12 protein-coding genes and 1 tRNA gene are annotated in these 14,678 nt (G+C 56.6%); 3 read left to right on the forward strand and 10 right to left on the reverse strand.

Going from position 1 to position 14,678, the window contains the following annotated elements:
* Nucleotides 1-132: 132 nt before the first annotated feature.
* Complete coding sequence (gene nadE / locus F599_RS13460; protein ID WP_019542037.1) at nt 133-2,061, forward strand: NAD(+) synthase; 1,929 nt, start codon at nt 133-135, stop codon at nt 2,059-2,061.
* A 97-nt stretch (nt 2,062-2,158) separates the two neighbouring features.
* Entirely contained in the window at nt 2,159-3,469 is a 1,311-nt protein-coding gene (locus tag F599_RS13465; RefSeq protein WP_019542038.1) for a tRNA(Met) cytidine acetate ligase, read from the forward strand.
* An 8-nt stretch (nt 3,470-3,477) separates the two neighbouring features.
* Here the strand turns inward: F599_RS13465 and F599_RS0102935 are convergent, their stop codons facing one another.
* Together F599_RS0102935 and F599_RS0102940 are read right to left on the reverse strand one after the other, a co-directional pair.
* On the reverse strand, nt 3,478-4,359 hold the full coding sequence (locus F599_RS0102935; RefSeq protein ID WP_019542039.1) for a diacylglycerol/lipid kinase family protein: 882 nt from the start codon (nt 4,357-4,359) through the stop codon (nt 3,478-3,480).
* Nucleotides 4,356-6,056, reverse strand: coding sequence for a putative polysaccharide biosynthesis protein (locus F599_RS0102940; protein ID WP_019542040.1), 1,701 nt, complete (start codon nt 6,054-6,056; stop codon nt 4,356-4,358). The genes F599_RS0102935 and F599_RS0102940 overlap by 4 nt, the downstream gene beginning before the upstream one ends.
* Before the next feature lie 350 nt (nt 6,057-6,406).
* Between F599_RS0102940 and F599_RS0102945 the strand changes: the two genes are divergently transcribed.
* Nucleotides 6,407-6,904: an LptA/OstA family protein gene (locus tag F599_RS0102945; RefSeq protein WP_019542041.1), complete on the forward strand. Its 498-nt coding sequence runs from the start codon at nt 6,407-6,409 to the stop codon at nt 6,902-6,904.
* A gap of 253 nt (nt 6,905-7,157) precedes the next feature.
* Here the strand turns inward: F599_RS0102945 and F599_RS0102950 are convergent, their stop codons facing one another.
* From F599_RS0102950 to cobD, 8 genes are all read right to left on the reverse strand, one after another.
* The gene (locus F599_RS0102950; RefSeq protein WP_019542042.1) at nt 7,158-7,355 is read right to left on the reverse strand and encodes a hypothetical protein; all 198 of its coding nucleotides are present in this window, start codon (nt 7,353-7,355) and stop codon (nt 7,158-7,160) included.
* Between the two features lie 13 nt (nt 7,356-7,368).
* On the reverse strand, nt 7,369-9,429 hold the full coding sequence (gene glyS / locus F599_RS0102955; RefSeq protein ID WP_019542043.1) for a glycine--tRNA ligase subunit beta: 2,061 nt from the start codon (nt 9,427-9,429) through the stop codon (nt 7,369-7,371).
* 1 nt (nt 9,430) lies between these two features.
* Nucleotides 9,431-10,309, reverse strand: a complete 879-nt coding sequence (glyQ, locus tag F599_RS0102960) for a glycine--tRNA ligase subunit alpha (protein WP_019542044.1) — start codon at nt 10,307-10,309, stop codon at nt 9,431-9,433.
* A 297-nt stretch (nt 10,310-10,606) separates the two neighbouring features.
* On the reverse strand, nt 10,607-11,077 hold the full coding sequence (locus F599_RS0102965) for a YbaK/EbsC family protein (RefSeq protein ID WP_019542045.1): 471 nt from the start codon (nt 11,075-11,077) through the stop codon (nt 10,607-10,609).
* Between the two features lie 39 nt (nt 11,078-11,116).
* Nucleotides 11,117-12,673, reverse strand: coding sequence for an ABC-F family ATP-binding cassette domain-containing protein (locus tag F599_RS0102970; RefSeq protein ID WP_020700470.1), 1,557 nt, complete (start codon nt 12,671-12,673; stop codon nt 11,117-11,119).
* Nucleotides 12,674-12,741: 68 nt separating this feature from the next.
* Nucleotides 12,742-12,818, reverse strand: a tRNA-Pro gene (locus tag F599_RS0102975).
* A gap of 156 nt (nt 12,819-12,974) precedes the next feature.
* Complete coding sequence (locus F599_RS0102980; RefSeq protein ID WP_019542047.1) at nt 12,975-13,583, reverse strand: histidine phosphatase family protein; 609 nt, start codon at nt 13,581-13,583, stop codon at nt 12,975-12,977.
* Nucleotides 13,580-14,677 carry a threonine-phosphate decarboxylase CobD gene (cobD, locus tag F599_RS0102985; RefSeq protein WP_019542048.1) on the reverse strand — a complete coding sequence of 366 codons (1,098 nt, stop codon included), beginning with the start codon at nt 14,675-14,677 and terminating at the stop codon, nt 13,580-13,582. Before cobD ends, F599_RS0102980 begins: the two co-directional genes overlap by 4 nt.
* Nucleotide 14,678 lies beyond the last annotated feature (1 nt).

The following is a 14,678-nucleotide window of genomic DNA, read 5'->3' on the forward strand; positions in this document are numbered from 1 at the left end:
TAGCGACGCACAATGTCAAACGCAGTGCGTACGATCCTTCACGCTGATGATCCCGCACAAATGGCGTCTCCCAGGGGATAGACAGCTACTATTATAACATCTGTAAAAATGTAACTCAAGAGGTGTATTTCTATGTTGAACATCGCGATGGCACAGATGAAGGTTTCGCCCGGTCACCCAGATAAAAACGCGGAACGTATGCTGCAGATGATCGCTGAAGCCAAGCAAAAGAAGGCTGATGTCATCATCTTTCCGGAGATGTGCATCCCGGGATACCTGCTCGGCGATACATGGGAGCAGCCCGCTTTTCTGCGCGACTGCGAGAGCTACGGCGCCGACATCATCCGCGCTGCCGAGGGCATTGTCATCCTGTTCGGCAACGTTGCCATCGACTGGGAAAAGAAGAACAATGACGGCCGCGTGCGCAAATACAATGCGCTCTTCTGCGCCCAGAATGGTCGTCTCATCGCACCGGACAACATGCCGTACCCCTTTATCATCAAGACGCTGCTGCCAAACTATCGTGAGTTCGATGATACCCGTCATTTTTTCAGCCTCCAGAAGCTCGCGCGGGAGATCGGCACGACGGCAGAGCGTCTCCTCTCCCCGCTGACGCTCGACATCCACGGAGAGCGGTATCGCATCGGCGGTCTGCTCTGCGAGGACGGCTGGAGCGACGACTACAGCCTGACGCCGCTCACTGAGCTCAATCGCCACCACGATATCGACTTCTTCGTCAACATCTCCGCCTCCCCCTATACGCTGGGCAAGAACGAGAAACGCAACCGCGTCTTCGGCGCGGAAGCGAAGGCTGCGCATACGCCGCTTTTCTACGTCAACAACATCGGCCTGCAGAACAACGGCAAGACCATCTACACCTTCGATGGTTCCAGTACTGTCTATAACGCGAACGGGCGCGTCATCAGCGTCTGCCCTGCTTACGAGGAAACACTATGCTGCACAGAGCTTGCGCATATTGACGCACTGCCGGAGGTCACGCAGGAACACGCGCCTGCCATCGCGCATATCTACCGGGCACTCACCTATGGCATCCGCGAATTCCTCACTGGCATCCACATGAAGAAAGTCGTGATTGGTATCTCGGGCGGCATCGATTCCGCGGTGGCCGCTGCGCTCTATGCCAAGATCATCGCCCCGGAGAATCTATTGCTCGTCAATATGCCGAGCGTCTTCAACTCAAAGACAACGCGCAGCCTCTCCGAACAACTGGCGGAGAATCTCGGCTGTCAGTATATGATCGTCCCTATTCAGGAATCTGTCGACCTTACAAAAGAACAGCTGGAAACGCTCCCCGTCACCAATCTCGCAGACAAGTCAGCACATCACCTGCATGTTTCATCCTTTGTCATGGAGAACATCCAGGCGCGCGACCGCAGCGCGCGCGTGCTTGCAGGTGCCGCGGCCGCCTTCGGGGGCGGCTTTACCTGCAATGCCAACAAAGCGGAGACGACGGTAGGCTACTCCACACTCTATGGCGATCAGTCGGGATTCCTCGCGGCGCTTGCTGATCTTTGGAAGCACCAGGTCTACGAGCTCGCACACTACCTGAACGATACTATCTACGCCCGGGAAGTCATCCCGCAAGGCATCATCGATATCGTCCCGAGCGCAGAGCTCTCCAGCGCGCAAAACGTAGATGAGGGAAAGGGCGATCCTATCCGTTATCCGTATCACGATTATCTCTTCCGTTCCTTCATCGAGCGCTGGCAGAAGGCTACGCCGGAGGACCTGCTGACTTGGTACACGCAGGGAACGGTCGAGGAAAATCTCGGCTGCTCCCCTGGCCTCGTGCAGAAATATTTCCCCACTGCCCAAGCATTTATCGAGGACCTCGAGCGCTGGTGGAACCTCTTTTCTGGCATGGCTATCGCCAAACGCATTCAGGCTCCCCCCATCCTCGCTGTGAGCCGCCGCGCCTATGGCTTCGATCACAGGGAAGCGCAGGACGGCCCGTACTACACGCGAAAATACCGTGAACTCAAAGCGAAACTGCTGTATCACAGCGACACCCTGCCAACAAGTGCATCCCCATCCTTCTAGACAAAGAAAGCTGTGCAAAAGCAATGCTTTTGCACAGCTTTCTTACGTTATGAGGCGTTTCTACCTCTCTCATCATGCATCCCCTTCGGAGGTATTTATGTTTACATCCCCTGTCATCGGCATCATTGCCGAGTACAATCCCTTCCATAACGGCCACGCCTATCAGATCAGACGCGTCAGAGCACAATTTCCTAGGGCACAGATCGTCACCATCATGAGCGGCAGCTTCACGCAACGCGGGGAGGCTGCCATCCTCGACAAATGGCAGCGTGCCGAACTCGCCGTCGAGAACGGCAGCGACCTCGTACTAGAACTCCCCTACGCCTTCGCTTGCCGGAGTGCGCAGCACTTCGCCGCAGGTGGCGTCAGAATGCTCTCTGCTCTCGGCTGTGCGACACATCTCGCCTTCGGTGCAGAGACAGACCATCTCGCCACACTCTCAGCCATTGCGCACACCATCGATTCGCCTGAGATCCAGGCGGCGCTCCATATGGGAATTACGGGCGGCCTCCCGTATGCCGCGGCACTCACTTCAGCACTCACCGCATCTTTCCCAGACTGTGGCGACCTCGTGCACCAGCCAAACAACATTCTCGCCATCGAATACCTGCGCGCAATCCGCCAGTTCGCTCCCGGCCTGCAGCCCCTCCTCATTCCGCGCTGTGGCGCTGGCTATCATGAACAGGCACTTTCCTGTTGCTATGCCAGCGCCTCAGGAATCCGTTCAGAGCTCACACATGCGAATCTGCCAGCACCTTTTGCCACAACTCCCCCCGATTGGAAGGTGCTTGCTGAAGTCATGCCACAAAACACGCTCGTTATGCTGAAAAGTATTTTCCCATCGCGCTACCCACAGCAAGAGTTTCTGTATCGCGCATTGCTCGCCAGATTGCACGTGATGGCGGAGTGCGACTTACAAAATACCGCTGACATGCGCGAAGGGCTGGAGCATCGCTTGCTCCGCGCTGTCCACATCGCTACCAGTTGGCAGGAATGTCTTTATCACCTGGGTACGCGGCGCTATCCTTTCAGTAGCCTCTCGCGCATACTACTCCATATCCTCATGGGCTTCACGCAGAGAGAAGCCAAATATTGCGCCACCTGCGGTCCAGCCTATCTACGGGTGCTTGCCGCAAAAGCAGGCTCCGGCACCTCCTTGCTGCATGCTGCCAAGCGCACTGCGCGCCTGCCCATCCTCACGAAAATCGGTAACTACCTGAACGACAAGGAGCGGCGAAAGCCCCTGAAAGACTTATCGCCGCTTCAACGCATGTTATGTTTAGATCTGCGCGCCACCGAACTGCGGGAACTCACATTGCCACAGCCTGATCTCGCCAGCCGTGATTATCTCGAATCTCCCCGCATCAGCACACATCACATAGAAAAAACTTCTGATAAAAACTCCTGAACTGCCGATTAGGTAAAGCAGAAAACCTGCACAGCCCGCGGCACTGTCTCTACTTTGAGCGGCAGTGCCGGCCCTGCCTCACCGTCGAGATCGCTTACCAGCGGCGCATCCGATGTTACCTCGAAGCTACTCGCCTGGATATGCAATATATGCGGATTCTCCAGTACAGAATGACCAGCTAGCAGCTCGGTACCCACGCGCATGAGCTGCGGTACATTTCCCTTGCGGATGGCTAGAAAATCCAGCATTCCATCATCGATGGCAGCGCAGGGGGCGACGTCATGCAGACTCGCTACTGTCGCACTGTTGACGATGACGAAAAGATAGCCGTCGAAGTCATATTCCCTGCCATCCGCTTTCACATGGAACTGCATGGCACGCATCTTAGGCAGCTCGCCGATGCCGCGCAAATAATACGCGAATTTTCCCAACGCATTCTTGAGACGTGAGGGCACCTCATGCGCAATGCCTGTCATCATCCCCGCGCTCGCCACATTGATGAAATATTCCTCCCCCACGCGCCCGAGGTCTACCGCGCGCGTGCTACCCATAGCAATGGCATCAAAATAAGCATCAAAATCATCATTGATGTGCAGATACGTCGCGAAATCATTCGACGTGCCGCTGCCAATGATGCCGATAGGCAGGGAAATCCCGTGCCGCATCACGAGATTCACAATCTCATGCACCGTGCCATCACCACCGGCCGCGATAATGCCATCCGGTGCGGCCTCACGAACAAATTCATGAAAATGGTGGTTATGCCGAAGCGTACGATATGGAATCACCATGCAGTTGCGCTTCTGAAATTCCTTGATGATCCAGTCTAGCTTCCGCTTGAACGCCGCGTGCCCAGACACAGGATTATAAGCGAGAACAAGACGTTTCATTTTTCCACATCCTCCTGCGCCGCATTTTCTGCGGTTTCTTTTTTCGCCTTGAACACGCCGATGGCGCGTAAAAAGCGGATGCTGTAACGGCCGATCATAGGAATCCGCTGCATATCCTCTTCCAGAATGCCGCCGATGAGTATCATTACGAAAATGTAGACAAAACAGCCGAAGAATACAGCCCCGAACGTCGAAACAGCACCGATGCCCCACCAACTCAAGGTGAAATCATAGAACCCCTTAACCGCCACAGCCATCACCGCAGACGAGGCGACCGTCTTGATCAGCTGCGGCATCTCCATACGATACCCGATAAACCTGTAAATGAAAAAGAGGTTGATAATCGCCGCAACGCCCATATCAGCCGCCGTAGCCCAGGCAGACCCCATGATGCCCAGCCAGGGAATCGCCGTAAGATTCCAGTTCAGGAAGACCTTCGCTGCCGCAGCCAAGATCATGTTCACCATCGGAATCGTCGGATGGCCAAGTCCCTGGAGGATGGCCGTCGATACCTGATGCAAACCGAGCAGGACAATCGAAAACGCTGAAATCATCACCGCAGGTCCCGCTCCGGGCGCATTATATATCAAAGAAGCAATCGGTGTCGCGAGGACAAAGACAACGATGAAGGCCGGGAAGCAGACGAAATTGGAAATGCGGACAGACGCCGCCGTCTGTAAGTACACGCGCCCCATCTGCTTGAGCGCGCGCGCTTCAGAGATGATTGGCACGATGCTCATGGCCATGGAGGCCGTGAGGATGGTCGAGAGATTGACCAGCGGCACCGCCATGCCCGTGAGATAGCCGAACAACTCCGTCGCCTCATTGATACTGTATCCAGCAACCTCCAAGCGCTGCGGAACAATCATGAGATCGAGGTTTGAGACGACTGGCAGCATGAGACTCGAGGCGGAAACCGGCAGAGAGAGCATGAAGATGCGTTTCATGATTTTCGCAGCAGACTCCTGCCCCCCTCCCGGCGGTGGCGCAAGTTCCTTGCCGTAATCGCGCTCGATATCGCGGTCGAGTTTCCAATGGAAATAAACGAGGACGATGAGTCCCGTGACCGCTCCCGCCAGTGCGCCAAGCGATGCGCCAGCGGCCGCGTAATCAAGTCCCCACGGCAGCAGGAGATCTGCGAGCAGGATCATCGTAACCACGCGGAAAATCTGCTCGACAATCTGGGAAACAGCCGTCGGCGTCATCCGCTGCCACCCCTGCAGGTAGCCGCGGGAGCTCGCCAGCAGCGTCACAAAGAAGACCGTCGGTGCCAGCACCTGTACTGCCATCTTAGCGCGCGCATCGCGGATAAAATGGAAATCAATCAGCCAATCTGCCGCAAAAAAGGTCAGCACGGAAAAAATGATACCAGTGAGCAACATGAAGGTCATCGAAATGCGGAAGACACGCTTAGCCCCCCAGATATCTTTGAGGGCCACACGTTCCGCCGTAATGATGGAAATCGCTACCGGCACGCCGGCCTGGGAAACCGTCATCGCGAGAAAATAAATGGGAAACGCCATCTGGTAAAGGCCGATACCCTCACCGCCCAAAATCCGCGAAACAAAAATCCAATTCAAGGAACCGATAACCTTGACGACAAAACCGGCAATCGTAAGGATGAACGTTCCCTTCAGAAACGATTCGCCCTTGCTCGATTTCTGTTCAAGTGACTCTTGTGTATTGATGGAAAACACCGCCCTGTATCGCGCAGGCTTCTAGCCTGAAATTTGCAAAATAGCGAGAACCCTATAAAGGGGCGCAAAATCATATAGCTTATGACCGCGAGAACCCCTATCATCCTAGTCCCCGACCTTTGAATTATATCATGCACGCAATAAGGTTTCCAGTAAAAATTGCAATACGAAGCCAACGGACAATACCGTCAAATGAGGCACGATACTTTCCAAAACAAATGTGATATAATATTTATATATATCTTGCAAATACCATACACCTTTTGACATGCCAGTTTCTCAAAGGCTAAGAAGCTGCTGATTGACGGAGCTTCTTATTATCAACGCTTCCTTGAGGAGGATGACCGATTATGCGACGCTTATGCCATTTCTTATTGATTTTCCTGTCCGTATTCTTTTTCCTCATTCCTCCTGTTGCAGCCGTATCTGCACCGCAAAAGCCAACGGTGAGCGCCGATAACACCACATTTGACGAAACCACTGGCAGATATCACCTCATAGGGCATGTCACAGTCATCTTCGGCAACCGCATCACACAGATGGATGACGCGCAGGTCAGTGCGACGGAACTCGAAATCTGGGGCCAGGGAAATGTGCAGATGCATGTCGGCGATGATTTACACTTCTCCGCAGATGCCGTCTGTCTTGAGGGCTTCACACCAGCTGCTGTGCTCTTCGGCCGTGTCACACTGCAGCGCCCTGGTCTCATTATCCGTGCGGAAAGCGCGAGCTGCAACTGGAACGAGCAAACCGTGACGTTCTACGGACACGTCGTCAGCATCGAAAAGGGAAAAGAAACCGTGGCAGAAACACTGACCTACGACATAGAAGAAAACCGGATCAAGTGAAACAAGCTCATCGCATAACACTCAGTGGATCTTCATGTGTCCCGTGGTACAAAAACAGCCGTTCTATGCAAAGAACGACTGTTGAGAATGGTACGATATCTGCTTTTTATTATAATACTTTTCTACCTTAATTTTTTCAAGCAAATACAGCTTTAGTAAATAAGATCAGCGCAAAACCCTCTTACGCTTCTGCTTCCGCGTTGTATGCATCACAACGAGACACTGCGAGTTCTTCGCAGGATAGGTATCCCACCTAGGACGCGGAATATCCACGGAAGCCAAGATCTTGGTAGATCATCACCACAGCCGCAGAACTCGCAGAGGCGCATTTCGCAAGATGATGTGCCGAACCCTCGGCGCTTTCTTCCAGATGCACGAACACATCGTCCGCCACCTGCCGCTCTGAGGAGAAAAACATTTCGTTTCCCAAGGGCATTTTCAAAAGCTGCATGGATAGCCCTCTCTCACGCCGTGACGAGCTTCGTGAAGTCTGCGACCTCGCGGATGATGCCATCAACACCGCGCAGAAGCGCGAGACGGTTATCTTTTATTGCTTCATCCTTATCCATGACCATGACGTTGTCAAAGAAAGCGTCGATTGGCGCAGCAAGTTCGGTGAGGGCATCGATTGCGCCCTCAAAATCTTCCCCGCTGACAAGACTTTCCACTGCGCTTTTTGTCGATGTGTACGCCTGATAGAGCGCCATTTCCTCTGCAATATGAAAGCGCTCGGGATAAATCGTCTCTGCGGCGCTCTTGCGCGCGATATTCGCGACACGGACGAAAGCCTGCATCGACTGTGCAGCATCTTTCTGACCAGTAAAAGCGGTCACGGCGCGCGCACGCAGAAGCACGTTATAGATGTCATCGACATCGCCGAGGACAGCATCCGCGGCATCGTAACGAATTTGCTCGGCCTCAAGCACATTTCGGAGGCGCAGACGCAGGAATTCCGCCACATCCGCCTGCATCTTCGCGCGCTCCTCCGCCTCCGTGATACCATAGAGATCCATGGCCTTCGCGACGAGGCGCGAGATGCTCAGATGATACTTCGCCTCAATCACCATGTGAACGAGGCCGAGTGCCTGGCGGCGCAGCGCGAACGGATCTTGCGAGCCCGTCGGAATCTTGCCGAGATGGAACGTACCGACGATCGTATCAATCTTGTCCGCCGTGCTCACAATGCGGCCCGCCGTCGTCTGCGGCTGCGCATCCCCTGCAAAGCGTGGCATGTAGTGCTCATCAATGGCAATGGCGACCTTCTCACACTCACCGTCAAGCTTTGCGTACTCGCGGCCCATGATGCCTTGGAGCTCTGTGAACTCCGTGACCATCCCCGTCACGAGATCTGCTTTTGAGAGGAGTGCCGCGCGTCTCGCGTGCTTGTGCGCCTTCTCATCGGCACCGATTTCATCCGCGATGAAGTCCGCGAGCTGCGCGAGGCGCTCCGTCTTCTCGTACATCGTACCGAGCCCCTGCTGGAATACAACAGTCTTGAGCTTGTCGCGGTGTTCCTCGAGGCTCTTCTTGCGATCCTCATCAAAGAAGAACTGCGCGTCGGCCAGGCGGGCGCGCAGCACGCGCTCATTGCCGTGCTGGACCGTCTCGAGATATTCCTTGCCGCCGTTGCGCACGGTGATGAAGAGCGGCAGGAGCTTGCCCGCATCATCCTTGACCGGGAAATACCGCTGATGATCGCGCATCGGCGTGATGACCGCCTCCGGCGGGAGCTGCAGGTACTTCTCCTCGAACCGGCCGCAGAGCGCCGTCGGGTACTCGACGAGATAGAGCACTTCTTCGAGCAGGTCATCTGTAATCTCCGCACGTCCACCGTTCTCCTTGGCGACAGCCTCGATTTGCGCACGGATCATCGCTTTGCGCTTCTCCGGATCGACGATGATGTACTGCGCTTCGCAGTCTTTCTCATAGTCGTCAGCCTTTGCAATCGAGAAGTCTCCCTGGGAAAGGAAGCGATGACCGCGCGAAACGCGCCCGGAGATGACATTGGCCACCTCGAACGGGATCACTTCGCTATCAAAGAGCGCAACGAGCCAGCGGATCGGACGGATGAACTTGAACTCCAGACTGCCCCAGCGCATGTTGTTCGGGAACGAGAGCGCACAGATGAGCTCCGGCAGGAGCGTCTTCAGAAGCTCTGCCGTCTCCTTGCCCGTCTCATGTACGACCGCGTAGACATAGCCGTCCTTCTCCACGAGATCCTCCGGCGCAACATGCTGGCCGCGTGCGAAGCCCTGCGCCGCTTTTGTCGGTTTGCCATCGGCGTCAAAAGCGATCTTGACCGACGGGCCGCGGTTCTCGCTCGTGACATCCGCCTGCTTTTCCGCGAGATCCTTTACGAGCAGCGCCATGCGGCGCGGCGTGCCGAGCGTGCGCACTGACGCGAATGCGATGCGATTTTCCTGAAACGCTTTTTCCGCGCGCTCCTTGAGCTGAGCAAGGACGCCTGGCATCACATGCGCCGGGACTTCTTCCGTGCCGATTTCGAGTAATAAATCCTTCGCCATATTACTTCTCCCCCCTGTGAAGCATCGGATAGCCGAGCTCCTCACGCTGTTTCAGATAGCACTCCGCGCAGAGACGCGCGAGCTTGCGCACGCGGCCGATGAAGGCCGCGCGCTGCGTCGCGCTGATGGCACCGCGCGCGTCGAGGAGATTGAACGTATGCGAGCACTTGAGAACATAGTCATAGGCCGGATGCACATACCCCTTGCCGATGACGCGCACCGCTTCCCTTTCGTACTTATCGAAGAGGTCGAAGAGCAGTGCCTCATCCGAGAGATCGAACGCATAGACGGACTGCTCATACTCATTCTGGTGGAACACATCACCATACGTATAATCGTCCGTCCACTGGATATCATAGACGTTCTCGACGCCTTGGATATACATGGCGAGCCGCTCGAGGCCGTACGTAATTTCCGATGCCACAGGCCGCACATCCTGGCTGCCGACCTGCTGGAAATACGTGAACTGCGTGATCTCCATGCCGTCGAGCCAGACTTCCCAGCCAAGTCCCCAAGCGCCGAGCGTCGGTGACTCCCAGTTGTCTTCCACGAAGCGGATGTCATGCTGCTTCGGGTCGATGCCGAGGCGCTCGAGGCTCGCAAGATAGAGCTCCTGGATATTGTCCGGAGACGGCTTCATGATGACCTGGAACTGGTGGTGCTGGTAAAGGCGGTTCGGGTTGTCTCCATAGCGGCCATCCGCCGGGCGGCGGGACGGCTCGACGTAGGCGACGTGCCACGGCTCCGGGCCGAGCACACGCAGGAACGTGGAGGGATTCATCGTGCCGGCGCCCTTCTCCACATCGTAAGGCTCGCCGAGAATGCAGCCCTGCTCATTCCAGAACTGCTTGAGCGTCAGGATGATTTCCTGAAATTTCATAGGGACATCTCCTCTGCTGAATGCTTGCAAGGCAAAACAAAAAGAGCCCCGCCCTGCAACAAAATCGTTACAGGGACGAGACTCGTCGCTGCGAGTTCCGCGGTTCCACCCTGATTGACTCCTCAAAAGGGAGCCCACCTCAAATTCTACGGTTGTAAGCTAAGCTCCAAGGTGCCCTTCACGCCTCTGACCGTCTCACACCCTCACGGCCTCGCTTCGGCAGCGCTACTTCTCCTCTTCATCGCTTTTTTCAGTCTAGCAAATCATATATCATCTGTCAATAGTGGGCGCGGTACATCATTGTGCGGTCTTGGCAATGTCGACCCAGCCCGCCGCCCCCGCGAACGCATAGAGTTCCTCCGGTGTCAGTCGGATGGCGCTGTGGTCGTTGCCAGCCGCCGGGTAAACTGTCTCGAAGCGGCGGAGCGAGGCATCGAGGTACACGGGAACGCCTTCCTTGAGGCAGAACGGACAGACGCCGCCCGGCGCGTGTCCGATATAACCCTCCACTGCGTCAAAGGGAATCATGCGCCCTTTCCTATGAAACGCCGCCTTGAACTTGTGGTTGTCCACGCGCACATCGCCGGCCAGCACCACGAGAAGTGGCGCATCGTCCACGAGGAACGTCAGGGATTTGGCAATCATGCCCGGCGTACAGCCCACCGCTTCCGCGGCCAGCTCGACCGTTGCCGTAGACTGTGCAAACTCCAGGATTCGCTCCGCTTCTCCCAGCGATGAAAAATATGCTTTCACTTTCTCGATGGACATGCTTATCTGACCTCCTGTCACCTTCTACACCTTCCAGGCTCAGACCACCTTCGTCGTCCAGCGCTCGATATTCCAGACAGTATCGACCCAGCCCTCGTAGAACTCCGGCTCGTGGGAGACGAGCAGCAGCGTTCCTTTGTACTCGCGCAGGGCGCGCTGCAATTCCTTTTTCGCCTCGACATCGAGATGATTCGTGGGCTCATCGAGCACGAGCAGGTTGACCGGCTGCTCAATGATCTTCGCGAGCCGCACGCGTGCCGCCTCGCCGCCGGAGAGCGCGAGCATCTTTGTCGTGATGTGCTCATTGGTCAGCCCGCAGGCAGCGAGCGCCGCGCGAACCTCGAAGTTCGAGCGGCCGGGATATGCCTGCCAAAACTCCTCCAGCGCGGTATTCTGATTCCCCGCAGGACTCTCCTGCTCGAAATAACCGACGGAGACAAAGTCCCCGCGCTCCACCGTGCCGGAGACCGGCGGCTGCATGCCGAGCAGTGTCTTGAGCAGCGTCGATTTTCCCAGTCCGTTCGTGCCGCGGATGGCGATCTTCCTGCCGCGCTCTACGCGGATGTCTACGGGCGTCGTCAGCGGCGTATCGTAGCCGAGCACCAGTCGTTTCGCCTCGAGCACAAACCGCGATGGCGTCCTGTCCACATCGAAATGGAAGTGCGCCTTCGGCCGCTGCGCGCGCTTCGTGAGGACCTCCATCTTGTCAAGACGCTTCTGGCGACTGTTCGCCATGCCGCGCGTCGCAACGCGCGCCTTGTTGCGCTGGATGAAATCCTTCTCGCGCGCAATCTCCGCCTGCTGGCGCTCGTAAGCCGCTGCCTCCTGCCTGCGCTTGAGCGCTGCCATTTCCTCGAAATGCTCATAGCTTCCCGTATAGCGCGTGAGCTTCAGATTCTCGACATGCCAGATGACATTCGTGACTGCATTGAGGAACGGGACGTCATGCGAGACGAGGATGAACGCGTTCTCATAGTTCTGCAGATACGTCGTGAGCCAGGCAATATGCTCGGCGTCAAGATAATTCGTCGGCTCATCGAGGATCAGGATGTCCGGATTCTCCAGGAGGAGTTTCGTCAGCAGTACCTTCGTTCGCTGTCCGCCCGAAAGCTCATCAACGCGCCGCTCCAGGCCCACGTCGCGCAGTCCGAGCCCTCCTGCGACCTCCTCGATGCGCGCGTCGATCGTGTAATAGCCGCCCGCCTCCAGGAGGTTCTGGATATCGCCGACATCCTGCAACAGACGCTCCATCTCCTCGGGCGTCGCCTCACTCATCTTATCGTAGGCCGCGAGCATCTCTTTCTCCTGCTGCATCATCGTGTCAAATGCCGTGCGCAGCGTCTCACGAATCGTCATGCCCGGCACGAGCGAGGCATGCTGGTCGAGATAGCCGACGGAGGTGCGCCGCGCCCATTCCACGGTACCGGCATCCGGCGTCAGCTTCCCCGTCAGAATGGAGAGGAACGTCGTCTTTCCCTCGCCGTTCGCGCCGACCAGGGCGACATGCTCGCCCTTGAGCAGTCGGAAGGAAACATCTTCAAAAATCTCACGTCCGCCATAGCTGTGCGATACATGCTGTACATTCAAAATACTCATGGTTTCTCCTTATCAAAAAAACCGCCGCTGAAGGCATCAGCCCCCAGCAGCGGTCTTATCATCATCAATGGTCGGAACGACGGGATTTGAACCCACGACCTCTTCCACCCCAAGGAAGCGCGCTACCAAACTGCGCTACGTCCCGAACGAATGCTATTATAACACGGTCTTGAGAGAAACGCAAGATAAAATATTTGAGCGTCACAAAATTTCTGCGTGTGTGGATGGATGCCGCTCTCCCACACACCGTCCATCCAGACACGCCCGCACGCTGCTCCCTCTGGCTCTGGCGTCCGTCACCTCAAAGAGACAGATGCGCCGTGCTGTTGATGAGCTCGACGGTGGTGCCTTCTTTTTCATAGCAAACGATATTCACCGCCGTGTTGAACTGGCGAATGGTCCATACATAGCGAAGATCCATGTGGAGCGCCGCCGTGAGGATGGATCTGAGAATAGCGCCATGGGCGACAACAACGATCGTCTCACCGTCATGCTGAGCGACGAGTTCGTCGATGCAGGCAAGCGCACGTTTCTGCAGGATCTGAAAGCTCTCGCCGTGCGGAATATCCAGCAGATCGGGGCGAGCGAAGAAATCATGCAGCGCCTCCGGCCATCTCTCGGTGATCTGCTCATAGGTCAGCCCTTCCCAATCGCCAAAGGAAAGCTCCCGGAGCGCCGCGCGCGGCTGGACCTCGAGTCCCTTCACCTCCGCAATGCAGGCAGCCGTTTCCAGCGCGCGCTTGAGATTGCTAGAGTAGACAGCATGCACCTTTTCTACGGGGAAATGCGCAGCCAGCTTTGCTGCCTGCTCCCTGCCAGCAGCCGTGAGTTCCACGTCCGACTGCCCTTGATAGCGTCCCGCTGTGTTCCACTCCGTCTGTCCGTGCCGCACATAGATGATTTTTGTCATGATATCTGAGTCCTTTCCTGCAAGACTGCTCGCCACGCCGCAAGCAGCCGTTCATTTTCTTCCCGCTTCCGCACCGCAACGCGCAGGAATCCCCTGCCCATGCCCGGATAATTGCTGCAATCGCGCACGAGGATGCCACGCCTGCGCAGCCCCTCCACGCTTGCCGCCGCGTCCTCTGCATCGGCGAACGACACAAGCAGGAAATTCACGCCGGATGGGTAAACACGCACATCTGGCAGTGCAGCAATCTCACGTGTGAGAAAGGCGCTCTCCTCCGCTACCAGCGCACGCGTTTTCTCCTGATAGGCCGTCTCGCAAAGGGCAGCACAGCCAGCGGCCTGCGCAAGCACGTTGACGTTCCATACATCCTTGTGACGCTCCAACCTGCGGACGAGCGACGGCTGCGCGACGGCAAAGCCGAGCCGCAGTCCCGGCAGTGCGAAAAATTTCGTGAGGGAGCGGATGAGGAGCAGATGCGGCAGACGTGCTGCCTCATGCCTCAGGGTATAACGTTCCTCATCGCGGCGAAAATCAAGGAATGACTCATCGACCACGAGGCCGCAGCCGATGGATGTCAGATGCTCTGAGAGCCACACGAGATCCTCCCGCAGGAACTTGGTACCTGTCGGATTGTTGGGATTGCCGAGTATGAGCACATCCGCCCCCGTGCGCTGCGCCCCATCAAAGAGCTCGGCCGCAGAGAGAGAAAAACCGCGTCCCACAGGCAGCGGCAAATACTCGATCCCGCTCCCGGCCGCCAGCGCCGCCCGCTCATACTCACTGAAAGACGGCACCGGCAGGAGAACGCGTCTCGGCTGCAGCGCATGGAAGTACAGATAAAAAAGCTCTGCCGCGCCGTTGCCGAGAACGAGAGCATCCTGCGACACCTCGTAATGAGCAGAGAGCGCCGCACGCAGTTTCCGCGCCTGCGGATCAGGGTAATGAACGACAGCCTCCACCTGGGAAAGGATAGCCGTGCGAACGTGCTCCGCCAGTCCGAGCGGATTGATATTGGCAGAAAAATCAAGCCACGACCTCCCCTCGCCGCATGGTTCATAAACATTCCCACCGTGGACAAAGCGTTCCACGCGCATC

Source organism: Selenomonas bovis DSM 23594, assembly GCF_000381005.1.
GTDB classification, from domain to species: Bacteria; Bacillota; Negativicutes; order Selenomonadales; family Selenomonadaceae; genus Selenomonas_C; species Selenomonas_C bovis.